The organism is Pseudomonas ogarae, assembly GCF_014268695.2.
In the GTDB taxonomy this organism is placed as follows: Bacteria; Pseudomonadota; Gammaproteobacteria; order Pseudomonadales; family Pseudomonadaceae; genus Aquipseudomonas; species Aquipseudomonas kilonensis.
This window is the reverse complement of sequence record NZ_CP077086.1, coordinates 4,808,395-4,832,493: the sequence shown is the minus strand read 5'-3', so window position 1 is coordinate 4,832,493 and position 24,099 is coordinate 4,808,395. Positions and strand designations below refer to the sequence as shown.

General features: G+C 58.1%; 26 protein-coding genes, 1 tRNA gene and 2 pseudogenes. 22 read left to right on the top strand and 7 right to left on the bottom strand.

All coding sequences use genetic code 11. The features are described 5' to 3' along the window. Positions 1-32: 32 nt before the first annotated feature. The 3 genes from HU749_RS21100 to HU749_RS21090 form a co-directional block, all read right to left on the bottom strand. Positions 33-1,004, bottom strand: coding sequence for a magnesium and cobalt transport protein CorA (locus HU749_RS21100; RefSeq protein WP_014339460.1), 972 nt, complete (start codon positions 1,002-1,004; stop codon positions 33-35). A gap of 136 nt (positions 1,005-1,140) precedes the next feature. Continuing rightward, positions 1,141-1,863 carry a 1-acylglycerol-3-phosphate O-acyltransferase gene (locus tag HU749_RS21095; RefSeq protein WP_079304943.1) on the bottom strand — a complete coding sequence of 241 codons (723 nt, stop codon included), beginning with the start codon at positions 1,861-1,863 and terminating at the stop codon, positions 1,141-1,143. 317 nt (positions 1,864-2,180) lie between these two features. After that, positions 2,181-2,870: a crotonase/enoyl-CoA hydratase family protein gene (locus HU749_RS21090; protein ID WP_058544274.1), complete on the bottom strand. Its 690-nt coding sequence runs from the start codon at positions 2,868-2,870 to the stop codon at positions 2,181-2,183. Positions 2,871-3,178: 308 nt separating this feature from the next. Between HU749_RS21090 and HU749_RS21085 the strand changes: the two genes are divergently transcribed. The 4 genes from HU749_RS21085 to HU749_RS21070 all read left to right on the top strand — a co-directional run bounded on the left by HU749_RS21085 (position 3,179) and on the right by HU749_RS21070 (position 5,800). Beyond that, positions 3,179-3,268: transfer RNA gene (locus tag HU749_RS21085), tRNA-Ser, on the top strand. Between the two features lie 217 nt (positions 3,269-3,485). Next, on the top strand, positions 3,486-4,688 hold the full coding sequence (locus tag HU749_RS21080) for an MFS transporter (RefSeq protein WP_186651297.1): 1,203 nt from the start codon (positions 3,486-3,488) through the stop codon (positions 4,686-4,688). 260 nt (positions 4,689-4,948) lie between these two features. Beyond that, positions 4,949-5,431: a nuclear transport factor 2 family protein gene (locus HU749_RS21075; RefSeq protein ID WP_079305366.1), complete on the top strand. Its 483-nt coding sequence runs from the start codon at positions 4,949-4,951 to the stop codon at positions 5,429-5,431. A gap of 141 nt (positions 5,432-5,572) precedes the next feature. Continuing rightward, positions 5,573-5,800, top strand: a complete 228-nt coding sequence (locus HU749_RS21070) for an integrase (protein ID WP_003204158.1) — start codon at positions 5,573-5,575, stop codon at positions 5,798-5,800. A 21-nt stretch (positions 5,801-5,821) separates the two neighbouring features. Here the strand turns inward: HU749_RS21070 and HU749_RS21065 are convergent, their stop codons facing one another. After that, a complete protein-coding gene (locus tag HU749_RS21065; RefSeq protein ID WP_079304946.1) occupies positions 5,822-6,754 on the bottom strand; it encodes a helix-turn-helix transcriptional regulator in 933 nt (310 codons plus the stop codon). A 565-nt stretch (positions 6,755-7,319) separates the two neighbouring features. Here HU749_RS21065 and HU749_RS21060 point away from each other — a divergent pair. The 11 genes and pseudogenes from HU749_RS21060 (at position 7,320) to dapF (ending at position 15,147) form a co-directional block, all read left to right on the top strand. Next, positions 7,320-8,669, top strand: a complete 1,350-nt coding sequence (locus tag HU749_RS21060; RefSeq protein ID WP_095963064.1) for an MFS transporter — start codon at positions 7,320-7,322, stop codon at positions 8,667-8,669. A gap of 101 nt (positions 8,670-8,770) precedes the next feature. Next, positions 8,771-9,469, top strand: a complete 699-nt coding sequence (locus HU749_RS21055) for a fumarylacetoacetate hydrolase family protein (protein ID WP_186651299.1) — start codon at positions 8,771-8,773, stop codon at positions 9,467-9,469. Between the two features lie 21 nt (positions 9,470-9,490). Then, complete coding sequence (locus HU749_RS21050) at positions 9,491-10,249, top strand: SDR family oxidoreductase (protein ID WP_079304951.1); 759 nt, start codon at positions 9,491-9,493, stop codon at positions 10,247-10,249. A 32-nt stretch (positions 10,250-10,281) separates the two neighbouring features. Then, positions 10,282-11,238, top strand: a complete 957-nt coding sequence (locus HU749_RS21045) for a 2-hydroxyacid dehydrogenase (RefSeq protein WP_079304953.1) — start codon at positions 10,282-10,284, stop codon at positions 11,236-11,238. Positions 11,239-11,389: 151 nt separating this feature from the next. Further along, positions 11,390-11,677: a type II toxin-antitoxin system Phd/YefM family antitoxin gene (locus HU749_RS21040; RefSeq protein ID WP_053189602.1), complete on the top strand. Its 288-nt coding sequence runs from the start codon at positions 11,390-11,392 to the stop codon at positions 11,675-11,677. Next, positions 11,667-11,978, top strand: a pseudogene (locus HU749_RS21035) (type II toxin-antitoxin system RelE family toxin). The gene HU749_RS21040 and the pseudogene HU749_RS21035 overlap by 11 nt, the downstream one beginning before the upstream one ends. Positions 11,979-11,982: 4 nt before the next feature. After that, positions 11,983-12,533: pseudogene (locus HU749_RS21030) on the top strand (helix-turn-helix domain-containing protein). A gap of 183 nt (positions 12,534-12,716) precedes the next feature. After that, a complete protein-coding gene (locus HU749_RS21025) occupies positions 12,717-13,298 on the top strand; it encodes a hypothetical protein (protein ID WP_186651302.1) in 582 nt (193 codons plus the stop codon). Between the two features lie 49 nt (positions 13,299-13,347). After that, the gene (locus tag HU749_RS21020; RefSeq protein WP_186651304.1) at positions 13,348-13,911 is read left to right on the top strand and encodes a GNAT family N-acetyltransferase; all 564 of its coding nucleotides are present in this window, start codon (positions 13,348-13,350) and stop codon (positions 13,909-13,911) included. A gap of 58 nt (positions 13,912-13,969) precedes the next feature. Beyond that, positions 13,970-14,335 (top strand): VOC family protein, encoded by a 366-nt coding sequence (locus tag HU749_RS21015; RefSeq protein ID WP_186651306.1) that lies wholly within the window; start codon positions 13,970-13,972, stop codon positions 14,333-14,335. After that, entirely contained in the window at positions 14,326-15,147 is an 822-nt protein-coding gene (gene dapF, locus HU749_RS21010) for a diaminopimelate epimerase (protein WP_186651308.1), read from the top strand. The genes HU749_RS21015 and dapF overlap by 10 nt, the downstream gene beginning before the upstream one ends. A gap of 24 nt (positions 15,148-15,171) precedes the next feature. On the opposite strand, the gene HU749_RS21005 is transcribed toward dapF, so the two are convergent. Beyond that, positions 15,172-15,786 (bottom strand): hypothetical protein, encoded by a 615-nt coding sequence (locus HU749_RS21005; RefSeq protein ID WP_139381151.1) that lies wholly within the window; start codon positions 15,784-15,786, stop codon positions 15,172-15,174. Between the two features lie 233 nt (positions 15,787-16,019). On the opposite strand from HU749_RS21005, the gene HU749_RS21000 reads away from it, so the two are divergent. From HU749_RS21000 to HU749_RS20975, 6 genes are all read left to right on the top strand, one after another. Next, positions 16,020-17,117: a sterol desaturase family protein gene (locus HU749_RS21000; protein WP_186651310.1), complete on the top strand. Its 1,098-nt coding sequence runs from the start codon at positions 16,020-16,022 to the stop codon at positions 17,115-17,117. After that, positions 17,114-17,929, top strand: coding sequence for a suppressor of fused domain protein (locus HU749_RS20995; protein WP_186651312.1), 816 nt, complete (start codon positions 17,114-17,116; stop codon positions 17,927-17,929). The genes HU749_RS21000 and HU749_RS20995 overlap by 4 nt, the downstream gene beginning before the upstream one ends. A gap of 70 nt (positions 17,930-17,999) precedes the next feature. Then, positions 18,000-18,614 (top strand): alpha/beta fold hydrolase, encoded by a 615-nt coding sequence (locus tag HU749_RS20990; RefSeq protein WP_186651314.1) that lies wholly within the window; start codon positions 18,000-18,002, stop codon positions 18,612-18,614. An 89-nt stretch (positions 18,615-18,703) separates the two neighbouring features. Next, the gene (locus tag HU749_RS20985) at positions 18,704-19,327 is read left to right on the top strand and encodes an SMI1/KNR4 family protein (protein WP_079304969.1); all 624 of its coding nucleotides are present in this window, start codon (positions 18,704-18,706) and stop codon (positions 19,325-19,327) included. Positions 19,328-19,521: 194 nt separating this feature from the next. Then, complete coding sequence (locus HU749_RS20980) at positions 19,522-20,319, top strand: alpha/beta fold hydrolase (protein ID WP_079304971.1); 798 nt, start codon at positions 19,522-19,524, stop codon at positions 20,317-20,319. 188 nt (positions 20,320-20,507) lie between these two features. Further along, positions 20,508-20,777, top strand: a complete 270-nt coding sequence (locus HU749_RS20975; protein WP_186651316.1) for a hypothetical protein — start codon at positions 20,508-20,510, stop codon at positions 20,775-20,777. Positions 20,778-20,806: 29 nt separating this feature from the next. Here the strand turns inward: HU749_RS20975 and HU749_RS20970 are convergent, their stop codons facing one another. Together HU749_RS20970 and HU749_RS20965 are read right to left on the bottom strand one after the other, a co-directional pair. Further along, positions 20,807-21,493 carry an HD domain-containing protein gene (locus tag HU749_RS20970; protein ID WP_186651318.1) on the bottom strand — a complete coding sequence of 229 codons (687 nt, stop codon included), beginning with the start codon at positions 21,491-21,493 and terminating at the stop codon, positions 20,807-20,809. Between the two features lie 119 nt (positions 21,494-21,612). Then, positions 21,613-22,986: an L-lactate permease gene (locus tag HU749_RS20965; RefSeq protein ID WP_225919109.1), complete on the bottom strand. Its 1,374-nt coding sequence runs from the start codon at positions 22,984-22,986 to the stop codon at positions 21,613-21,615. A 241-nt stretch (positions 22,987-23,227) separates the two neighbouring features. Between HU749_RS20965 and HU749_RS20960 the strand changes: the two genes are divergently transcribed. Continuing rightward, the gene (locus tag HU749_RS20960; protein ID WP_186651320.1) at positions 23,228-24,076 is read left to right on the top strand and encodes a DUF2726 domain-containing protein; all 849 of its coding nucleotides are present in this window, start codon (positions 23,228-23,230) and stop codon (positions 24,074-24,076) included. Positions 24,077-24,099 lie beyond the last annotated feature (23 nt).

The window sequence follows — 24,099 nt, the reverse complement described above, 5'->3', positions numbered from 1 at the left end:
GTCCCACACAAGTCCCAGCGAAGAACGCTCGCCTACAACCACCCCGATCGCTTGAAGCTCAACCACAGCGATGAGCAGCCCACCGCAATAACCCCCAGCACCGCGAAATAGCCGTATTGCCAACTCAACTCCGGCATGTCCTGGAAGTTCATCCCATAGATCCCGGCCACGGCCGTGGGAAACGCCAGGATCGCCGCCCAAGCCGCGAACTTGCGCTGCACCACGCTCTGGCGCGAAGCTTCGAGCAGCACGCCGACTTCGATGGTCTGGCTGGCGATGTCGGCCAGGGTGGCCAGGTCTTCCATTTGCCGCGTGACATGAATCTGCACGTCGCGGAAATACGGGCTCATGTTCTTGTCGATAAAGGGGAAGTCGAGTTTCTGCAACTCTTCACTGATCTCCACCATTGGTGCCGCGTAACGGCGTAGGCGCAATACGTCGCGGCGCAAGCTGTGCAGGTTCTGGATGTCCCGTTCGTTCAGGGAGCTGCACATGACATTGTGTTCCAGCTCATCAATTTCGGCGTGAATGGCTTCACCCATGGGCTGGTAGTTTTCAATCACGAAATCAAGGATGGCGTAGAGGACGAAATCTTCCCCGTGTTTCAGTAAAAGCGGACGTGCCTCACAGCGCTGCCGGACATGGGCGTAGGACGCGGAGTGGCCGTTGCGAGCCGTGATGATGTAGCCCTTGCCGGCAAAGATATGGGTTTCGATGAACAGCAACTTGCCGTCCTTGCGTATCGGCGAATACGTGACGATAAACAGCGCATCGCCAAAGGTCTCCAGCTTGGGCCGGCTGTGTTTCTCCATGGCGTCTTCGATCGCCAATTCGTGCAGGTTGAATTGACGCTGCAGGTTGGTCAGCTCCAGGGCGCTGGGCTCTTCGAGACCGATCCACACAAAATGACCAGGTTTGGCAGCCCAGGCACTGCCTTCGTCGAGGGTGATATTGGTGACTTTTTTACCAGCGCTGTAGACCGCAGCAGCAACGACTCTACCCATAATGGTGGTTCACTTCTTATTGGAAAATGGCAGTGGCAGGCAGCGTTCAGCTTAGCGCGCCCTGTAGCTTGAGAGTCAGCAAAATCTGCGGAGTTCGGCGGTAAAAGAAAACCCGCCGAGGGGGCGGGTTTTCCATTCAGGCGGCTTGCAACTGCCGGTCCATTGTCGCGATGCACTCGCGCATCTGCTCACGGCATTGGGCGATGAGCCGGGGCATGTCATCCATGCTCAACCCGGCTGTAGGAATCGCCGGCAATGAGCGTATGAGGATGTCACCGCTGCGCCAGCGATTGAGGCGCATATGCTTGATGTAGCTGCTGACGCACACCGGAACAATCGGCACCCCGGCGGCTATTGCCATCTGGAAGGCGCCTTTCTTGAACGGCAGCAGGTCTTCACCCAGGTTGCGCGTGCCCTCCGGGAAAACCCAGATCGAGGTGTCCTCGTGCTGCAAGGTATGGGTGGTGGTCAGCATCGACTGTCGTGCCTTGATCGCGTTGCCGCGGTCGATCAACACGTTGCCCGCCAGCCAGAACAATTGCCCGAACAGCGGCACCCATTTCAGGCTCTTCTTACCGATGCACACGGTACGGCGCGGCACCACATTGCCGAACATGAACAGGTCATAGTTGGATTGGTGGTTGGCGATGATGACGCAGCCGTTAGGCTTATTCACCAGCGTGTCGACTTGTGTCCGGACCCGCAGGCGCAAAATGCACATCGCCGGCAATGCGTAAAACCGTGCGCATAAACGGCTGTTGTCCGGGTTGAACGGCCGGCACAGGCCCAGAATCACCCCGAGCACGCCAGCCAATACAAAATTCAGGCCCATCAACAACATACGCAGTACAAACAGCATCTACAGGCCCCATCGGGACAAAAGGTGGCGCAGTGTACGGATGTGCACTGTTTTCGGCAATTGCCCCTATAGAGGTAGGAAATGGACGATGTTTAAGCGCATGTTTCCACATGGTGTGACAGAAGCGGCCTAGAGCGGTTGAGGACTTTTAAGCGACGCGCGTAGGAAAAAGCCCGACTCCAGGTGAGGGCTAGCTCTCTCTGGGCCCATAGGCGCTGACGAGCGGAGCGAGGCTGCGATCTTTCCATTGCCAATTGAGTCCGGAGCGAAGGATCAAAAGATCGCAGCCTCGCTCCGCTCGACAGCTCCTACAAGCGTCAGCCCAAGTGCTCCTGATCCAGCAGAATCGCACTGTCCAGCGTTTCCAGCAGAGCCTTGCGTACTTTCAGTTTGGTGTTCTTGTGGGCTGTCATGTTGATCTTCTTCAACTGACGCGCCGCTTCCAGGGCCGCGCCCTGCAGTTCTTCGGCCGACACCACCTTGTCGAGGAAGCCCGCATCCACAGCGCCCTGCGGATTGAACATCTCGGCATTGATTACCGAGCGATGAAACGCCGACTTGCGCAGGCGATCACGGGCCAGCTCGATACCGGCGTGGTGCATGGTCATGCCGATCTGCACCTCGTTCAGGCCGATGCTGAAAGGCCCTTCCACACCAATGCGATAGTCCGCCGAGAGCAGCAGGAACGCACCCTTGGCCACCGCATGCCCCGGGCAAGCGACAACGACAGGGAAGGGGTGCGACAACAAGCGACGCGCCAGGGTCGAGCCGGCTGTGACCAGGCTCACCGCTTCCTTGGGACCGGCGGTCATCACCTTCAGATCGTAACCACCCGACAAAATCCCCGGTTGCCCGGTAATGATCACCACCGCCCGATCCGCCGTCGCCTGGTCCAGCGCAGCGTTGAACGCGGCAATCACATCCGGCGAGATGGCATTGACCTTGCCGTTGTTCAAGGTCAGGGTCGCGATACCGTCTTCGAGGTGGTAGGCAATCAAGTCGCTCATGACGCTATTCCTTGTAAGAGAAGTGACGCAGACGTTACCCACCGCCGCAGGCCAGGTAAAGCGCCGTGACTGACTCACCGGTCAGCTCCAAGCCCCGCAAACAGCCTGGCCCGCCCATCCCGCTTCGCCTTCATCTATAGAGCAGCGCCTGCATAGCCCCGAAGATTGGCCGGTTTGCCATGCCCAGGCGCGTTTGAAATGCCCGACCAAGCTTAACCGCATGAAAATTCTGAAAAAAACCTTTGCCATCGGAAAAGCTTTCGACTACATTAGCGCGCCTCGACAGACTGAACAGTTTGCCGAGATACGGTGAAGTGTCCGAGTGGCTTAAGGAGCACGCCTGGAAAGTGTGTATACAGGAAACTGTATCGAGAGTTCGAATCTCTCCTTCACCGCCAAATTCGATATACACAAAACCCCTGGTTTTCCAAGAAAACCAGGGGTTTTGTGGTTTCTGCCGTCTTAAAAAAATGACGATAGGGGCAATGGCACCCAGGTGATACGCCGTCAGCGCAAAAGGTGCGAATTTCCTAACCTTGACTCCGCCACCCAAATGACTATCCCCGCATGTAGCCGTGCTACAAAAAGGCTTGTTCTACGCGTGGAAAAACACCGATGTCATCGCTCTCCAACGGCAGGCCCTCCAATCGATTCGGCCTGTTTTGCGTAGCCAGTTTCCTTCTGTCCATTTCTTATGGCGCCACTTTCCTGGTCTCGCTGCTGGTGTCCTCCCGGGGGGGAACTGAGCGCGACGCAGGGCAAGTCTTTGCCGTTGCCATGACGAGTACCCTGGTCGCGGTGGTCGCCTCGGGGCATTTGATGCAGCGCGTAGGCGCTGCACTGTGCATGGCCCTTGGCGCTGTATTTCTGGTCATTGCGTCCATGGGGTTTGCGCTGCTATCGGGCCTAGGCATCGGTTTGTTGGCCTGCGGTTTGATGCTGGGGATCGGCTGGGGACTGTTTTACACGGTTGGGCCCATCATGGTCGCAGCGATGGTCGAGCCAGCCAGGCGGACTCATTGCTTCGCGCTTTTATCGGGCAGCATGTTGACGGGGATCGGTAGTGGCCCTCTTTCAGGCAAGTTGGCCAGCTCCGTTGGGTTACCCATCCAGACGGCTTTCTTCTTTGCCGCCGCCGCGGCATTGCTGGGTGGGCTGTATTTCTGGTGGCTGAGAACGGGCTTTGCTGAAGTGGAGCGCCGGTCTGGCGATAAGGCTCGGATGGGGCTGAGATCGGCGACGGATGTACTGCGCTCACGTTCAGCGTTGTCCATTTTGATGGTGGGGCTGGGGGGCGCGATCTTCGGTGGCCTGGGCAGTTTCCAGACCAGTTATGCAGCCAGTCAGGGGCTTGACTACTCCCTGTTTTTCGTCGGTTTCATGGGGGCGGCTATCGCTTGTCGGTTGTTGATTGCCGGGTGGGTGGTCAGCCGTGACCCTTTCGCGACCTCTTGCCTGTTGACCACGCTGATGTTGGTCGCCGTGACGGGGTTCGGTGTGTGGGTCCATGACAGTCTGAGTTATGGGTTGACCGCCGCCTTGCTTGGGGTCGGTTATGGTCTCAACTATTCGGTCATTAACGGCTTGGCTGCCAACGAGGCGCCACCTGGACTGACCGCACAAGCACTGCTGCTTTTCAGCCTGTCCTACTTCATTGGCGTATTCGGGTTTCCCTTTATCGCCGGCAAGCTCATCAGCAGCACGGGCGTGAATGGGATGCTGCTTAGTGTCGGATTGATCGCTCTGTTTGCCTGGGTCTTGAGTGTCAGTCGCTGGCTGGCCGGGCGATTCTGGAAACCAGCCTCTCTCTCGGAATGAAAAATTCTCCCCCGGCGTGCGATAGCTTCCCGGTGAGGGTGGGAGATTGAGCACTGGGGCAAGAAGGTCGCTAAGACTGAAGGCAGAAAGGCACGGCAAATTGCTTGATGAACGGCTGCTCGTGGAGCCTCGTCACTGAATAGCATCAGGCAACCTCACAGCAGTATCGGGCAAAGGTTTCTGGGCACATGCCGTTAAGGTTCTCCTGGAAGAGCGTCTTATCAACTGCATTGCTGTGGGAGAACATCATGACCCGATGGATGAATTTGGCTTTGCGCGTCCAGGCGCTTGCACTGTCTTTAGTATTTTTTTCGAACAGCGTCTGGGCTTCGGAAAACACCCAGCACGCGAATGCGACTCTGGTCCGCCAGGCGTTCACTCACTGGCAGCAGGGCAAAGGCACGGTGTTCGATCTGCTGGCGCCCAATGCGAAATGGACCGTGGCCGGGACGAGTCCTGTTTCCGGTGTCTATAACAGCAAGGCTGAGCTGGCCCAAGTCGTGCGGCCGATTACTGCGCGACTGGCAACACCGATTGTCCCCACGGTGCAGAGCATCGTTGCCCAGAATGATGTCGTGGTTGTTCTGTGGAACGGAACAGCCACGGCGCTTGATCACAAACCCTACAACAACACCTACCTGTGGCACATGACCTTCAAGAATGGTCAGATCATTGAAGTCACAGCCTTCCTGGACACCTACGTGCTGAACGATCTTATCCGGCGCGTAAAACCCCCACAGTAGTGGCTGGACTATCTTGTTGGCTGTGAAGCAGTTCGCTTTTGCGTAGCGCACTCTTCAAAAGGTTTACTCGATTCAGAACAAAAACCGGAAATGCGTGGTCTTTGTCAGTACCCCAAGTTCGTCTCTCCCTGAGGTCGCACAATGAGTCTGATCGATTGCCCTGAATGCGCTTCCCGAATTTCCGACAAGGCCTACGCCTGCCCACATTGCGGCAATCCTTTCCGGGAGCCGAGTTTCCGCCTGACCGAAAAGAACGTGGGGCAGATTGCCGGGGTGACCGGCGTCTGGCTCACCGCGCCGTGGATCGCGCGGATGGTCTTTGGCGTGGTGGCCGTGATTGCGGTGGCGGCGGTGTTGATCTTGCGGTGACCCGTATCCGCGATTGTCGGCTTATGTATTCAACGGCAACTGCGGACTGTCCGGATTCAACTGCTGTCGCCTGAACTGCCCCGGCGGCTGTCCATGTATCTGGCGAAAACGCCTGGAAAAATATGCCTCGTCGGCAAAACCGCACAACCTCGCCACTTCGCCCACTGGCCGTGTTCCATTGAGCAAGTAATTGCGCGCCGCATGCATCCGGCGTTCGAGCACCAGTTCGGTGAAGGTCTTGCCGATTTCCTTGCGCAGCCAGTGGGTCAGGTACGTCGGCGACAGGTAAGTCGCCGCGGCCACTTTGATCAGGTTGAGGTCGGGGTCGGCGATGTTCTTGCGCAGGTACTCGGACATCCGGCCCAGCGCATCGCGTCGGCTGACTTCGGCGGCGTTCTCTTCGGCCAGGCGCTTGAGCGGCTCGGCGTACAAGGCGCAGACGCTGCCGATCAGTTGCAGCAACAAGCCCTTGAGCATCTCGCGGGTGCCGAACTGACGGTTCTGGTCCAGGCCACGCATCTGCTCGATCAACGCGCAGATTTTGGCGAAATCCTCATCTCCCAGAATGAAGTCCAAGTGTTCCTGGAAACGGAACGGTGACAGTTCCGGCGCCAGCAGAATCGAGACCTCTTCCAGGTCCATCGGGTCGCACTGCAAATGCGGCAGCAGGAACGTCTGGGAAAAATTGATCACCATGAAGTTGCTCTCGGCCGGGTGCGGAATCACGTGCACGCGGTGGGGCAGGATGAAGGCCAGGGTGTTGCGTGGAAACGGACGTTCGACGTTGCCAATGTGTTGCACGGTGTCGCCGCCGAGGTTGATCTGGATCTGGAAATACTCGTGGCGATGCGGGCTGGTTTCGGCGCGCCGGCCCTTTTTGTCGCGGATGTAGAAATCCGTCAATTCGCTGCGTTGCTGCATGACATAGGTGGGGACTCGGCTCGGTGATGACATCTCCAGGGAATCCTTTGCGGTGCATGGTGGTGATGACGATTGTGACGGTGCATCTGGATGATTTTCAAGAAGTCATACGATGACATGGCTGTTGGCTTGAATTTTCTGTCTCTCGAAAATGGAGGGCGCTTGTCCAAAAACGATGAGTTCGAGTTTGTTAATTTATGTCTTATAAACAAATAGTTAAGTTTATTTTGAAAGGGATCTAAAAAAATTAACCGATCTGATTTTTTTGGACAGGTTCCTTTTACGCGGTTTTAACCCGGAAAAATGATCTAACAGCTCAGTTGATTTTGAGTGGTTGTACGACCACTGTTGGGCCACGCAACCCGACCCTCCATCCAAAAACAATCAAAAGGTGCGCACATCATGAAGCTTTTCCTGGTTCTCCCTGACCCGTCTATCTGCTCCCCCGACAGATCCTGTTGCAAGTCCTCTTCGGACACCTGACTCCGGCTGTTCGCACCCCTCATTCCAGTAGCGATTGTTCTGCCCCGGCATCGAGGGCATTGATTTCGGCTGCTCGTAAACATTTCGACGCTTCTAACAATAACGAGGTCCACTCATGTCGAATTCCCACACCTCCCAGACCGCCACAGCGCCGGTGGTTACCGGCGTCCGGGACGCCGCAGTGCCAGAGCGTCTGCCGTCACGGCGGCGTTGGTTCATGCTGTCGTTGCTGCTGATCGCGACGATCATCAACTACATCGACCGGGTGAATATATCGATTGCCGCGCCGTTCCTCGCCAAGGACCTGGGCCTGGACAAGATCGAGATGGGCCTGATTTTTTCCGCGTTTGCCTGGACCTACGCGATTGCGCTGGTGCCCGCCGGCTTCATCGCCGATCGCTTCGGTTCCCGGTTCACCTACGGGGTGTCGCTGATCAGTTGGTCGACCGTCACCGTGTGCCAGGGCTTTGCCACGGGTTTCGCTTCGCTGTTCGGCCTGCGCCTGGCCGTCGGCGCGATGGAGGCGCCGGCGTTTCCGGCCAACAGCCGGGCGGTCACGGTGTGGTTTCCAGCGCGTGAACGGGGCTTGGCCAGCAGCATTTACGTGTGCGGCCAGTACTTGGGCACGGCGCTGTTTACCGGTGCGCTGCTTTGGCTGGCGACCACCTATGACTGGCGACATGTGTTCTACAGCACCGGCGCACTTGGCATCGTCTTCGGTGTGGCCTGGCTGTTCCTGTATCGCGACCCGATGAACTGCAAGAAAGTCAGCCAGGAAGAACTCAAGTACATCGAAGCCGGGGGAGGGCTGGTCAAAAGCAGTCAGGAGCGTACCCGCTTCAACTGGCGGCAGATCGCCGAGCTGTTCAGCTATCGGCAGGTCTGGGCGATTTGCATCGGTAAATTCGCCAGCACATCGGCGCTGTACTTCTTTCTCACCTGGTTCCCCACGTACCTGATCGAAGAGCGTCAGCTGACCATGATCAAGGCCGGGATCTTCGCCGTGCTGCCGTTCGTGGGCGCGACGGTGGGCATCCTGCTCGCCGGGATCGTGTCCGACCTGCTGATCCGTCGCGGCTACTCGCTGTCCTTTGCTCGCAAGTTGCCGTTGGTGGTCGGGTCGATGCTGGGCATGTCTATCGTCCTGGTGAATTTCACCGACTCGAATGTGATCTGCATCGCCGTGCTGACGATTGCCTTCTTTGCCCAAGGCATTGCTTCGTCCTCGTGGGCGGCGGTTTCGGAAGTGGCGCCCAAGGAACTGATCGGGCTGACCGGTGGGATCACCAGCCTGGCGGCCAACATCGGCGGCATCGTCACCCCCATCGTGATTGGCGCAATCGTCCACAAGACCGGCTCATTCGCCTTGGCCTTCTGGTTCATCGGTGGCGTGGCGCTGATCGGCACCTTGTCGTATTCGTTGCTGCTCGGTCGCTTGTATCGCATTGAACTGAAGGCGCGCTGAGCCCGGAAAAAACCGTTTTTCTCCAACACGAGGCGGCATTCCTCCAACTTCGCCCGGGATTGCCGCCGTACGCTGACCCTTCCAACAGGACTTTTATCAGGATGAACATGCCCGAGTATGTCTTTACCCCGGACCTGCCAGTGACCTTGCCGGTTGTCGGCACCCCGCAGCGTTTTCCCGTCGGCCGGGTCTTTTGCGTGGGTCGCAACTACCCCTGGCCTGATACCCAGGGTGAATCTCGAGTGCCACCGGTTTTCTTCATGAAGCCAGCCTGCTGCGTGGTGGAAGCGGCGGGTGAGGTGACGTTTCCATCGGTGACCGAGGAGTTTGCCCACGAAATCGAATTGGTCGTGGCCATCGGTGAGGGCGGCGCCAACATCCCTGAGAGCCAGGCGTTGGCTTATGTGTGGGGCTACGCGGCGGGTCTGGATCTGACCCGGCGTGATACCCAGCGTATGGCCAAGCGCAACGGTTTGCCGTGGGAGGGCGCCAAGGTGTTCGATGGCGCTGCGCCAATGACCGCCATCGTGCCGGTCTCCCGGGCGGGGCACCCCGATGGCGAGTTGTGGCTGAACGTGAACGGCCAGGAGCGCCAGCGCGACAGCCTCGACAGCCAGATCTGGTCGGTCAGTGAAGTGATCACCCGCATCTCCCAATCGGTGGCGCTGCGGGCTGGCGACTTGATCATGACCGGCAGCCCGGCAGGCGTCGATGTGCTGCAGCCGGGTGATGTGATCACGGCAGGCATCGATGGCATTGGCGAATTGGAAATGCGCGTCGGTCCGCGTTTGTCTTACTGAGTTCGAGAAAGGAGAACCCACATGTCCAACACATTGAAAGTGGCTTTGGTGACCGGCGCCGGCAGCGGGATTGGCCGTGCGGTGGCCCTGGGCCTGATGGAAGACGGCTACACACTGGTGTTGGCCGGTCGCCGGCCAGAGCCCTTGCAGGCATTGGCCGAGTTGGCGGCCAGCCAGGGCCGCGAAGCCTTGGCGGTGTCCACCGATGTACGCGACCCAGCCAGTGTCGATGCGCTGTTTGCAACCATCGCCGAGGTCTACGGACGCCTGGACGTCGTGTTCAACAACGCCGGGGTCAACGCGCCCGCCGTGCCACTGGATGAGCTGACGTTCGAGCAGTGGCGAAACGTGATCGACACCAACCTCAACGGCGTTTTTCTTTGTGCCCGCGGTGCCTTCGGCCTGATGCGCCGGCAGCAGCCCCAGGGCGGACGGATCATCAACAACGGATCGATCTCGGCCCACACCCCACGACCGTTCAGCAGCGCCTACACCGCCAGCAAACACGCGGTGCTGGGACTGACCAAATCCCTGGCCCTGGACGGACGCGAATACAACATCGCCTGCAGCCAGATCGACATCGGCAACGCCCTCACTGAAATGTCCGTGCGCATGACCAAGGGCGTACGCCAGGCCAACGGCAGCATCGCGGTGGAGCCGATGGTGGACGTCAAGCACGTGGCCGACGCGGTGCGCTACATCGCCGGCCTGCCGTTGTCGGCCAACGTCCTGAACATGACCGTCATGGCCACGGCCATGCCGTTTGCCGGTCGTGGTTGAGCCAGTCTTATTTATTCTGTTACGAGGTCTACATGAAGCCAGAAGTCTTGCAACTCAGCCCGATCCTGATCCCTGAAATCAACGCCCGGCTCAACGAGCTGTTCACGGTGCGACGCTATTTCGAACAGGCCGACAAACAAGCCTATCTGCAAGAACACGGTGCCAATATTCGCGGCGTGATCACTGGCGGGCATACCGGCATCAGCCAGGCGCTCATGGCAGATCTGCCCAAACTGGAAGTGGTGGCGGTCAACGGCGTGGGCACCGATGCCGTGGACCTGGCCTACGCCAGGGATCGCGGAATCCGCGTCACGGCCACCGTCGGCGCGCTGACCGAAGATGTCGCCGACCTGGCGATCGGCTTATTGATTGCGGTGTGCCGTGGCCTGTGCATCGGTGATTGCTATGTGCGCTCAGGCCAATGGCCCCACAGCCCGACGCCATTGTCCCCGCTGCCATTGGCCCGTCAGGTGTCCGGCATGCGCATCGGCATCGTCGGCATGGGCCGGGTCGGTCGCGCCGTGGCAACCCGCGCCGCCGCGTTCGGGTGCCCGATCAGCTACACCGACCTGCAACCCATGAGCGACGTGAACCACACCTTCATCGCCGACCTCAAGCAACTGGCCCGCGACAGCGACGCCCTGATCCTCGCGGCCGCCGCCGACAAGGCTGAAGCCATCATCGACGCCGAGGTGCTGCGTGCATTGGGCCAGGGCGGGTATCTGATCAATGTGGCGCGGGGCAAACTGGTCAACGAGGCCGACCTGGTGGCGGCGCTGACTGCTGGTGAAATCGCCGGTGCGGCGCTGGATGTGTTTGTCGATGAGCCGCATGTGCCTGAGGCATTGTTTGGCAATGAGCAGGTGGTGCTGCAACCGCACCGCGCGAGCGCGACGTTGCAGACCCGCACGCGGATGGGGGAGATGGTGGTGGCGAGTCTGGTGGATAGTTTTGCTGGGAAGGTGCCGCAGGGTGGTGTGACGGGGTGAGGCGCAAGAGTTGAGGCGTTGCGGTCAAATTGATGGATGTGCTTTGTTGAGCTAGGGGGCGGCAGGTAGGTCTCAGGTGTGCGATGGCTGTGTTTGCTCGATCAGTCAATAAAGACCAAAATAACGACCTATTTAAGCGGGAGCCGCCTCCATGCAAATCGTTTTGGCTGATGTGGCCGTCAGCGTATCCGAACTCAAAAAAAACCCATCATCCGTCCTTAACGGCGCCAACGGCGCGCCGGTGGCGGTGTTGAACCATAACCGGGTCATGGGCTACATGGTCCCGGCTAGTGTCTACGAGGCGATGGTTGATCGCTTGGAAGAACTGGAATTGGCGCAAGTGGTCAAGGCACGCATCGAGGCCAACGAAACACCTGTCCGGGTGTCTTTTGACGAGCTTATTGGCGAGGCTGAGGCTGATATCGTCAATGGGCGTTGATTACGATGTCGAATGGGATCCGAAGGCACTCAAGGAGCTTAGAAAAGTTGATGGTGCTATCCGTCTGCAGCTTCTGAAGAAACTCCAGACCCGGTAGGGCAACCCTCGAGTGCCCGGCGACGCGCTTCATGGAATGAAGGATTGCTACAAGATCAAATTGCGCGGGGCTGGGTATCGACTGGTGTACCGCGTTGAGGATGAGCGGATTGTCATCCTGGTGGTAGCGATTGGCAAACGGGAGCGTGGCAACGTTTACGATTCGGCCAAGCACCGGGCTAGTATGCAAGACACAAAGGGGTAAGACGATGAGCGCAGCCCGGAACGACTTTCAAACCGGGATCGCAACGCTTGGCGAGCTACATGCGTTACTGGATCGCCTGCGCCGTGAGTTTGTGCATGGCATCAAGACCCCTGCCGACATATGAGCGTGCGACCGACCAGCTCGATGCGCTCACCGACGGGCGCGAACTGAGCAAGACCGAGGAGGAAATTCTCGTTGAGCTCGAGGACGAAATCCTGGCCTACCAGCGCAACTGCGAACAGTTTCGCGAGTCCCATGCCGCTTTTGAGGCGACCTGCACGCCTGTGCAATTGATCAAGGATCTGATGGAGACGCTCGGGCTCATCGGTTCAGACCTCCCTGAAATCGGTGATAAAACGGCGGTGTCCAAAGTGCTCAACGGCGATAGGCCTATCAGCCACAAGATGGCGTATGCGCTGGCGGAGCGGTTTGCGATGGAGCCGAGTGCTTTCTTGACCGCGGCCTCAGCAAAGGTGACGGCTCATATCGAATGAATACAAAGTAGTAACTTCGAACGGCCGCAGAAAAACAGCCAAAGAACCGGATAAGGGGTAGGGCAATCATCTGCTGATCAAGGGGCAGGGTTGGTTGTCGATTCACGGAAGTTCAGGATGACACGCGCCCCGATACATCGGCCATTGCAGTCAATCCCCGAACCCTCTATAAAATCTCGCGCTGGCATCGCGTTCCTCTCGACCGTCGTTGGCCCTGGATATCTGACCCGCATGGAGCATCATCGTGAGCCAATCGCCACGCCCCCTCAACGCCCAAACTGACATTAACCCGCGCACGACGTCCCGCGTCCTGCGACATGCCTGGAACTTCACTTTACTGACCCTGCTCACCGGCTGCGGAGCGCTGTCGGATGTCCGCTCTTTCTCCACCCCTTACTCAACGCCTGACGGTGGCGAGACCGCGCGCTTGCGGGTGATCAGCGATGGCATGGTCAGGGCTGTACCCAAGTCCGATTGCGTGGACTTCCGCCTGCCGGGTGCCGGCGTCATGGTGGCGTTCCGCGATGGCTACGCCAATCGCAACGGCGAAAGCCTGGGCATGCCAGATGACGACAAACACTCATCCTCCACGGTGATGACTGAGTTGCTGGTGCCTGCCGGGCAGCCCATCGCGTTTCATTACATCGGTGCTCAATGCTACAACATGTTCAGTTTTGTCCCTAAGGCAGGGGAGGATTACCAACTGGACGCTGCGGGGCGTTATGAGTGTGGGGTGAGGCTCAAGCAACTGCCCGCGGCAACGACGCAACTTCCCCGTTCATTCTTGAAGGACAGCAAACTGTGCAGGGTGACGGATAACTTCTAGCGTGGAGGATTTTCCAAGGACGCCATAACGTTGAAAAAGGAGTTTCATCATGAGCCCCAGCCCCACGTTCCAAACCCGCCGCCTCATCCTCACACCCCTTGAGCTGACGGATGCACCGGCGATTCAACAGCTATTTCCCCATTGGGAAGTGGTCCGTTACCTGGACAGCCGCGTGCCCTGGCCTTACCCGGATGACGGCGCGCTGACGTACGTGCGTGACCATGCACTCCCGGCTATTGCAGCCGGACGCGAGTGGCACTGGATGATCCGCATTGCTGAAGAACCGACACAGGGCATCGGCAGCATCAGCCTCTACGATCAGCCTGGCAACCACCGAGGTTTCTGGCTGGCGCCGCAATGGCAGGGAAAGGGCTACATGCGCGAGGCTTGTGAAGTGATCAATGCCTATTGGTTTGAAGCGCTGGGGCGCCCTGTCATGCAAGTGCCCAAGGCGGTGGGCAACCAGGCTTCGCGCAGGATTTCGGAGCGCGAAGGCATGCGTCTGATCGGGACGCAGGAAGGGGATTTTGTCTGTGGGGTTTTGCTCAAGGAGGTTTGGGAGATGACGCGCGAGGCGTGGTTTGAGAGGAAGGCCAAATTCGGAGCACATTGAACGGAATCAAGCTTGGCCATCATGAATTTCATCGCCAATAATGATCAAGGAAGAACACATGCAACCGTCACTCAATCGAATCATGCTGTATGTCCGGGACGTTCAAGCGACCTGCGATTTTTATGAGCGTCATTTCAGTTTTACCAGTGAAAGAAAAGTCGATGACCGCGTCACCGAATTGAGCCCGGCAAACGGTGGCGCGATCCTGATGGTTCACCCGGCAGGGAAGGCCGTTAAGACAGGGCAAGTCACCGTGAAGCTTGTCTTTGATCTCCAGGATGTCGAGGGTTTCAAGGCCAAGTGCCTGGCCCAAGGTCTGAGGTTTGGCGCTACGCACAGGGCGGACGGTTATTCTTTTTCCAACGCCAAAGACCCTGACGGTAATTCCATTTCCATCTCCAGCAGGGCGTTTGCATGCCGCTGAACTTTCAAAAGATGCATGCCAATGGCGATGACTTCGTTATTGTCGATTCGCGAAATTCGGCCAACCCGGTGACGAGTGCCATGGCCCAGCGAATGGGGGATCGGAACTTGGGCGTGGGCTTCAACCAACTCGCGGTGTTGCTCGATTGCGACGATGCCGATGCGCGCGTGATGTTCTGGAACGCGGATGGCTCCGCGCTGGACGTTTGTGGCAGTGCGACGCGGGGGGCGGCGGATATGCTGATGCGCGAAGCAAATGTGACTTCGGTAGTGCTGCGCACTAACCGAGGTCTGCTCACGTGCGAACGTACTCCGACCGGCGACATTTCCGTCGATATGGGTGTGCCGCTTTTTGGCTGGTCAGATGTTCCCCTGGCGCAAGAACTGGACACCGCTATCTTGCCACTGGCCGGCAGTCCAGCCGCCTGCAGCATGGGAAATCCGCACTGCACCTATTTTGTCGATGATCTGGCTAGCGTTAATATCGCGACGATAGGGCCGGCCATCGAAACCAGCGCGCTATTTCCGCTCAAGACCAACGTTCATTTTGTCCAGATCATTGATCGCACGCATATTCGGTTGCGCATCTGGGAGCGCGGTGCAGGGATTGCGCTGGGTTCGGGATCTTGTTCGTGTGGTGCGGTTGTTAATGGGATTCGTCGTGGTTTGTTGGACCCGCGCGTTGAGGTTGAATGTGATGGCGGAAGCGTGACGGTGCAATGGGATGGTGTAGGTTCGGTCTTTCTTATCGGGCCGGTGGAGACGACATTTTTGGGGACAATCTCGGATGGGGTGTCTGCGGCCACATCATGATAAACAGACGGCTGCTTTCTATCGTTATCGAATCTTATAAACGCCTGGGTTTTCCATTGTTAGCCAGCTTTGGCAATTCTCACAGGGAGGTTTTATGTTTCCTCCCTTATCACAAGTAGATACTCTGATGTTTATAGGTAGAACCCCGTCTCTTAATAATTTGTCAACGGCATCTACTTCGGCGCAGTTGGTTATGCTCCAGCCTTCAAGTCGATCACTGTTTCCAAGAAGCCTCTGTAAAGTGTCATGAAGCCTGTCTAAGGTTTTGCCATGAGCGTTTATCCCTTTTTTCTTTCTCACTCCCGGAGCAGTAATATCCACAGCTGCACTAATGGTGTTTGTCGCAGGATACTGTTCCCCACCGCAAAATTCCAAGCATATTGATTGAGGCGTAGGTACGCGATGCTGGGCGGGGGCAGCAGGACTCAAGGGCTCCATATTTTTATGGATCAGGCTGCCGTAACAATGTTCGTTCTTCCCTTGCCGAATAGCCGATATCTTAGCCATACCCGGCTCGGGTTCACCGAGTTTAATATCTCTATGGGTGACCAACCTTCCTGTCAAAGGGTTCATTGCACTTGTATGGTCAATGATGACGTTGGTGTGACAAATTTTACACGTGTAGGTATGTCTAAACATTGCTCAGTCCTTTGTTGGTTGTGCGTGGCTGATCCCAAATCAAAGGTATAGTCGAGCTTTTATGGGTTGGTCGCTTGCCTCATTATTTTCTGCGGGCATTAAAGCAAGGGGTTGACGCAGTGAGGCCTCACTCAGCCGCATCCGAACCTGATCCCTGAAACCAAGCAGAAACCCAAGCCCAGCCCAACGCGACTGATTTACAATGCCGTTCCTTCAACAGAGACCGGCCTTTCGTGGATGCGTTTTCCCTTGTCTATCAACACCTGAGCGCATGGGTAATCGCACCCGTCACCCAGCAGTTCCTCGGCATTTTCAACCTGAACGGCCGCCTCGGCATCCTGTTTCTCTGCGCCTCCTACGGTGTCGCCTATGGCCTGTTCCGTTTCAGAAAACACCGCGGCCTGACTGACGCTCGTTCGTTCTGGCAATTCATCGGTGGTCGTGGGGTGTACCTGCATCGCTCGGCACTGCTGGACTATCGCTACTACTTCGTCCGGGCCATTCTCAAGATTGCCTTGGTGTTGCCCATTGTTCATCTGGTCGATCCGTACATCCTGCGCTCCGGGGATTACCTGGCTTTTTTCAGCAACCTCTGGGGCGCGCGTCCGCGTCTGGGGGAGAGTCTTTCGCTCGCCTTGCTCTACGGGCTAGGGGTGTTCCTGGTGAAGGATTTCGTCCACTACTGGGCGCACCGGGCGTTTCATTCGCGCTGGCTCTGGGCGTTTCACAAGGTGCATCACTCGGCGCCCGTGCTGGTGCCGGCTACGGCCAGTCGGGTGCATTTTGTGGAGAAGATCGTCGAGAAGCTCGGCGTTACTGCCTGCCTGGGCCTCTTCGCGGGTGGCTTCTGGTACGCCTGTGGTGGTGAGATCAGCCGCTACACGTTGTTCGGCGTGACGTACCTGGTGTTCATCTTCAATAGCCTGGCGGCCAACTTGCGTCACACCCATGTCTGGCTGTCCTTTGGCCCGCTGCTGGAACATGTGCTGAACAGTCCGGCCCAGCACCAGATCCACCACAGCGATGCACCGCGTCATTTCAACCGCAATTTCGGCGTCAACCTGTCGCTGTGGGACTGGATGTTCGGCACGCTCTATGTCACCAGCACGCAGCCTGAGCACTTGCGTTTCGGCACCGGAGAACAGGACCACCAGCGTTACCTGACGGTGTATAGCCTGATTGTCACGCCTTTCGTCGAAACTGCTCGCAAGTGCCTGCCCGCGTTTTCATATCAACGCCAACACGCCACAATGCGCCCAACGCCGGCCATCGGATCAGCGAGTGCTGACACGGGCGAGGCTCAGCAAAAAACCAGCAAGGAACGCCCATGAATTTCTTCAAGAAGCTCTTCGGTTCATCGAAAGCCCCTGAAACCCAAGACGACCAGCCTGCGCCGCAACCCCACGAGCTTGGCGACCTGACCGAGGCTGAAACCGCCAATCTGGCCGTCCGGGAAGCTGGCGCTGCGTGCCTGGATCGTCATTGGAGCGCTGTCGGCACGGTCGAGCGGGATGTCCTTGCCTACCTGATCAGCCCGACCTTTTCCGGCGGCCCGTACTGGCCTTCGACCCGCCAGGCCTACCGTGTGGTTCGCCGTGGCAACACGATCATTCTCGCCACTGAAGGCCTGTCCGACCCATTCGATGATACGGAAGGCATGGGCAACGGCTTCGAGATGGAATTGTTCGTCGAAACCGCGGATATCCCCGAGCACGCCTATGGCCCCATGGGGGAGGTCGATCCTTTCAAAGGCAGCTGGGCCTTCGAGCTGCTGGAGCACGTCGCCAAAACCGTGGCCGACGCTGGCGGTATCACTCACCAACTTGACCAGCACGGGGCGCTATCCCTTGAACTGCCCGGGCTCAGCCAATCGCACCACATGAGCGATCAACTGCCCAAACTCTTCGTGACCGATGACGACTCCACTGGCGTTCTGCTCGGCGCGCCGGAACCGGATTTTCCGACCCAACTGGATGACATGCCTTTGTCCCCGGTCAGATTGGTACCGGTGGTATTGATTACGGCGGCGGAGCTGGAGTACGTGCGTTCGGGAGGGCGAGCGGCGCGGGAGGATCTGGTGAGCCGTTTGCAGGCGGCGGGCGTTGGGCATATGAGCAGCCTGCATCGGGCGAGTGTGGTGTGATGCTGGAGCCGGTCATCGAACCTGGCGGCCTCCTGCTGACCCTTTCAAATCCACCCTCAAGGACGAACCCGTGACCGCATCCCCCGCCAAACTCATCTTCCTGCCCGGCGCCTCGGGCAACACCCAGTTCTGGCATCCGGTCGCTGAACGCTTGGCCCACCCGGCGCAGCAAGTACACATCGGCTGGCCCGGCTTTGGAGACACACCGCCTGTCCCAGGCGTGGCCGGCATGAGTGACTTGGTGGCGCGTGTGCTGGCCGAGATCGACCGACCCACAGCGCTGGTGGCGCAATCCATGGGCGGTATCGTCGCTGTGCTCGCAGCACTTGAACGCCCTGAACTGATCACCCACCTGGTGCTGACTGTCACCTCGGGCGGGGTGGACATGTCGGCGCTGGGCGCACAGGACTGGCGCCCGGATTTTGCGGCGGCCAACTCGACACTGCCGAGTTGGTTTCTCGACGACCGCACCGACCTCACGTCCCGCTTGGTCGAGCTGCGCATGCCGGTCCTGCTGCTCTGGGGCGACGCTGATCCGATCAGCCCCGTTCGCGTCGGCCAGTACCTTGCCCAACTGTTGCCCCGCGCTGAACTGCACGTTTTCCCTGGCGCCGATCATAGCCTGGGCTTTACTCACGCACATGAGGCGGCGAGGCTGATCGAGAGACATCTGGCCAACGAGTGAGCGGAGCACTTGTTATCAACGTGTCGGACTGATTGTGCGGCGCGGCGTGTTTCAAGACCTTCAGGACCCAATACCTTTTCGAGATATCAATGACTGACTACCGCGGACTCATCCTCGAAGACACCCGTGAAGGCGCCACCGACGGTGCCATCGCGCAACTGGAAGCCAGCCTGGGGGCTCGCTTGCCGGGCGACTATCGCCAGTTCCTCAAAACCTGCAACGGCGCCTACGTGGAATACGATGTGCTTGCAACGCTCGCCAATGGCGATGAGGAACTGCTTAGTTTTTCGCTGTACGGGCTGGACCCGGACAAAGAGTATGAATCCAACCCCTTTGAACTGGAGCAACTGCGGGCCCAGCCCGGCTTCCCCGCAACGGGATTGCTGCCGATCGGTCGCGACGGCGGCGCGAGTATCTTGCTGCTGGATTTGCGGGAAGGGCGCCAGGATGTGGCGGCGATGGTGGCGGGCTTGCCTGCCTGGACCGGTCGCCGTCAGCAGGGCGATGAGTACGTGGTGCTGGCGGATTCTTTCAATGGCTATCTGGATTCGCTGCATTTATCGCAAGAGCGGATCGAGGAGCATATCAATCACTTCATCATTAGCCCTGAGAGTATTGAGGCGACGTTGGAGTGGTTGGATAAGGGCAGTCCGGGGTGGCGGGAGCGGTATCGGGAATTGTGGAATGCGAGGGTTGTGGATCGGTTGATTTGAAGACTGATTGGGTGGATGAATTCCGCTTTTAAGCTGGTCATGACTGACCGCTTTCGGCCATACGCCCGTCGGCGCCCTCGCCTGTTGACCCTGATTCAAGAGATTGATAGGGTTGCCTCTCTTTCAAAACGCCCTCCCGGTTCGCCGGGAGGGCGTTTTCGTTTTGGTTCCCCCAGCCACAAAGGAACCATGAAATGAAAGCCCCCGTTGAAATCAGCTTCGGATCTGACACCACCTTAGGGTATGTGCGGTACGGCAATGGCCCCACTCACGTGCTGGTCATGCATGACTGGCTGGGCGACCACTCCAGCTACGACGCCGTCATGCCCTGTCTTGACGGTCACGCGTTTACCTATGTTTTCGTTGACGTGCGTGGCTACGGGCAATCCATTGAATTGGCTGGCGAATTTACAGTAGAGGAGATTTCCTCCGATTGCCTCATGCTCGTCGACCAGCTCGGTTGGACGCGCTTTCACGTGGTCGGCCACTCGATGACCGGGATGATCACGCAACGTATCGCGGCGGACGCCCCGTCTCGCATCGCGAGCGCGATAGCGGTGTGTCCCGTTTCTGCCGCTGGCAATCGGTTGAGTCCAGAGGCTCTGGCGTTCTTTGCCAGCACGATAGAAGACGACGAGGCCCTTCGGCGCCTGTTCAAATTCGTGACCGGAGGTCTCTCCGATGAGTGGGTTGATCTCAAGGTCCAACAAAGCCGCGACACAGTCTCACCAGACTGCCGGGCGAAGTACCTCGACATGCTGGTCACAGCAAATTTCGTTGATGACGTTCGAGGCCTCGAAACACCGTATTTGATTATTGTCGGCGACAAGGATCCCGGACTTGATTCCGCGGCTATGACGCGCACCTTTCTGGCGTGGCATCCGAACGCAGAGCTGCACGTCATCCCCAACTGCGGTCATTACCCGATGCAGGAGTGCCCGCCTTATTTCGCAACCCTTATCGAGGATTTTCTGAAACGCAACACCGGTTGACCTGAATGGCGGAAGCCAAGCTGTGCGCGGACGTATTCGGGCTCAGGCCCGAGTTGTCCGCAACGGGTCGATTGCTGCCCGTATCCATCGGCACTAATCGGCCAAAAGTAGTCATCCGATCTCGTTTTTTAGCTATCTCCTGATCATGCGAAATGACCAACCCTTCGATTTCTTTCAGAGGTCGGTTCATGAGTTCAAATCTTACAGTCTCAAGTCTTTTAGGTCCGTGGTGCGGGGATTCACCTGCAGGTCTGATGCAGCGTTGCAGGGAGGTCTGGGACACCCCTTTAGCAAATTTGAACGACCTGATGGTTGCCACTTTTTTGAATCAGGACATCGCTGTCATGCAGATGCTTATCGAAGCAAAGCGCCGCATAAAAGAGCAGGAACGAGATGGGAGCGAGTACTTTGAGGGCCAGCTTCTCGAAGCTATGAAGCGAGTACAGTCAGGGGAGTAAGTTATCCCTTCGCCGCTTGAATCCAGTCCTCAGTCGAGACGGTCGATGGCGCGTGCAAGATTTGCGCGTGCCTGCTGCTCGAATGCGTCGAAGTACGCTGCGGTTGTATAGATCCGCCCGCGCGCCAGGAAGCCTTCAAGGACCTGGCGCCGCTTTTGGCGGTACACAGGCAGAGGCACAAACTGATACTCGCTTCGAATTTGTTGGTCGTATTCCTCGAACCGTTCGAACGACGCTCCAAGGATCACCAGATCCGTGTCCACCAACACCGCTTCGTCTGCCGACGCCGGGGCGCCGTCGTGTCGGGTCACCATCACCAGATCGTAAAGCCTGCGTCGCGTTTCATCGCCCAGGCCGTTATCACGTGCCACGTCGTCCAACCATTGCGCACTGCGTAGCTCGTTGTCGCTGCGAAGGGGGTCGTAGATCGCGTCATGGAACCACAGCGCGAGGTCGATTTCGGCGGGGACCTGGCAGGCCGCGTTGACGAATCGGCGCACTTGAAGGCATTCCTTCAGGTGCTGGAGGTTGTGGTAGGCGCGGTGCGGCTCGCAGTAGTGTCGAATGAGTTCTTCGTACGTCTCTCGTGACGCGCATCCGACGCCAAGCTCCGCCCAGACGCGAGCCCAGGCGGCGAAACCCGTGCCATCAGCCACGTCTAGATCGCCCTGTGGGCTGGCCGGGAATAGACCACTCTCTTCTGGCGAACCTGTCATCGTTTCTCCTGCGCTTCAAAAATGAAAAAGTGAAGAAGGGCCGCAACCCGATTTATGGTGGTTATTACAGTCGCTAAGTCGCACGTTGCTCATTGGGGCGCCCATCTGCCAATACCCTGCTATTCAAACCATCCACTCAGCAACGCCGCGCCCAACGCGACTAACGCGGTATTGAGACAGACCAGCGTGAAGCCAAACCTTACCAGTTCGCCTTCTTCTTTCGCCTGGGTCTTGGCAAGTCCCAGGATCAGCATGACAACCGACAGCGAGCCCAGCGCTGCATGCCCAGCCGAGCTGTTCTGAACGGCAGCCAGCAACAGGCGAGAGGATTCGGGCAACATGGCGATGGCCGGCATGAAGATCGCGTTGCCGCCAACATTCGATCCGGTCATGTAGCCTGACAGCGCGCCAAACAGGGCCACCAGCGACGTCGCGGCGGCGGGCGACAGGCCCGCCAGCATTTGCATCAAACCCGCGAGGAAGCCGGCCTTCACCATCATTTGCGACATCGCGAGGAAGAAGAAAATGGTCAACAGTGGTCGCTTCGCCCGCGCCACCAGCGCAGCAGGCATGCTGACGTCGAGTGCTGTCTGGCGTTGTGTGTGGCGCGCGTGAAACCCTAGCCCGATCAGCACCAGAACCAGTGCCAGGCCAGGTGAGGCGAGTGGCTTCCAGGTGACCTGGGCACCCTGTACAACCCAGTGATCCTGCCAGGAGGTGATCGCCCACACCATCTTCAACGCGACAATGCAGACAATCAGTACCAGATACGGCCATGCCTGCCGCGGCCATTGCACCGCACCGCGCTCGCTATCGTTGCGGCGCAAGCGCCACAGCCCCGCAGAGAGTACCGCTGCGGCCGTCACCAGGCCCGCGGCCACGCCAGCCACTTCCGGCCCCAGCCACCGACTGGCACCGTAAAGCACGCCCACAAACAGCAGCCAGAAAGCGCCCAACGCCCTCCATTCCCGCGAGTCACGAACGCTAGCAAGAGATAACGCGATTGCACTGAGGGCCAAAAAAACCGGTGCGCTTGTCAGTGCCGAGGTCGATGCCAGCGCGGGTGCGTCCAGGTGAACCAACGAAGCACCAATGACCGATGCCAGGCCCAGCGTTCCCCAGGGCATGATTGCCATGCCGGTCAGTGCTATTCGTAGCGCGATCCGACGTTCGAAGAGACTGAGCAGCAGGGGCACCGTGGCGATCAACGACACGCCGAAGCCGGTCATCGCTTCGAGCAACGGTGCCAGTCCAAGAACGATAAACACGACTTGATCGCCGCGTCCAAGCCCCAGTGACTGCACCCATTGGCTAAGCGCCAGGTTGACGCCCATGCGCTCGATGAAAATCACGAAGACCAGACCTGGAACGATCACGAAAGCCGTACTTGCAAACAGCACGGCGGTATCTTGAGCAGCGGCTACCATGCTGCCTAGGCGCCATGCGTCGGCAGCGCCGGCTTGATTCATATCCTGTATGCAAGTTTCCAGCATGGAGGGGCGCGTGCTGAAATGGACTTTTGCAGTCGTGCCATGGAGCTTGAGTCCTCGACCGTCAAAGCACCCGAACGGGAATAGGGTGGATGCTGGCTTTGGTTTGAAGGCAACACCTCCCAGTATGTCAGAGCGCTGATAAAGGCTGACTGAGTCGTGCTCTACCTGACCTGACGTTGCAACGGCTTCAGCCTCAGCCTTATCCTAGCCCAACGTTCGGCATTAAGCGTGGAGTGCGGCCATGGATGACAGAGAGCATTGGTTTACTTTGTTGGCGCAGAAGGACTGGGAGGCGATTGGTAAAATCATCTACCAGAAGAAGAAGGCCAAGGTGCAGGATCCCTATCTGACACAAATGACCGGCTTTTTTGAGACTGAGTTCTTCTCCTTCGCCGAACCACTTCCACCTGCCGAGCGCTCAAGGCAGTTCGAGTCCACGAACTTGATCATTGAGCTGAACCAGCATGGTTTCAGCCAAGGATTTGTCGATCGTTTCGTTGATGAGCGGCTGAAGCTGATGCAAGAGACCAAGCACTCAGCACTGCTCAACTATGCCCAGATGCATCAGCATCGTCCGTTGGCCAAAGAAATCATTCAGTCCTTCATGCAAGCTAAGCCAGAAGCGGTTGCTTCAAGTCTGCGGGAGAACATGACAGTCCGCGCAACGGAAGTGACGCTCGGAAACCCCAAGACCATCCGCCTGTTTAAATCCAAGCAGGAAGAAAGTTTCTACGAGGCGGTGCGGCGAGTCTTCCCAACCTACCACCCATACCCCAATGTTGCCTTGAGCTGCGTATTGGATTATCAGGCCATCAAGGGTCAGTTATCGGAAAAAGCCAGGTCGTACTTTTTTCGGGGCATCATCGACAGCGTCGTATTCGATGTGGGCAGTGGTTACGTGCCGAAGTACTTCATCGAGCTGGATAGCAGCTTCCATGATGATCCCCAAGCGCAAGCCAATGATCAATTGAAGGACGCCATCTTCCGGGCAGCCAACACCAAGCTGATACGCATCCGGCCTCTGTACGCTAACGCCTCCACCGTGGAGGAGTTCGAGCGATTGGTACGAGAGCTGATGCGTCAACGCTGATCACCTGGTGCAGCATGTGATAG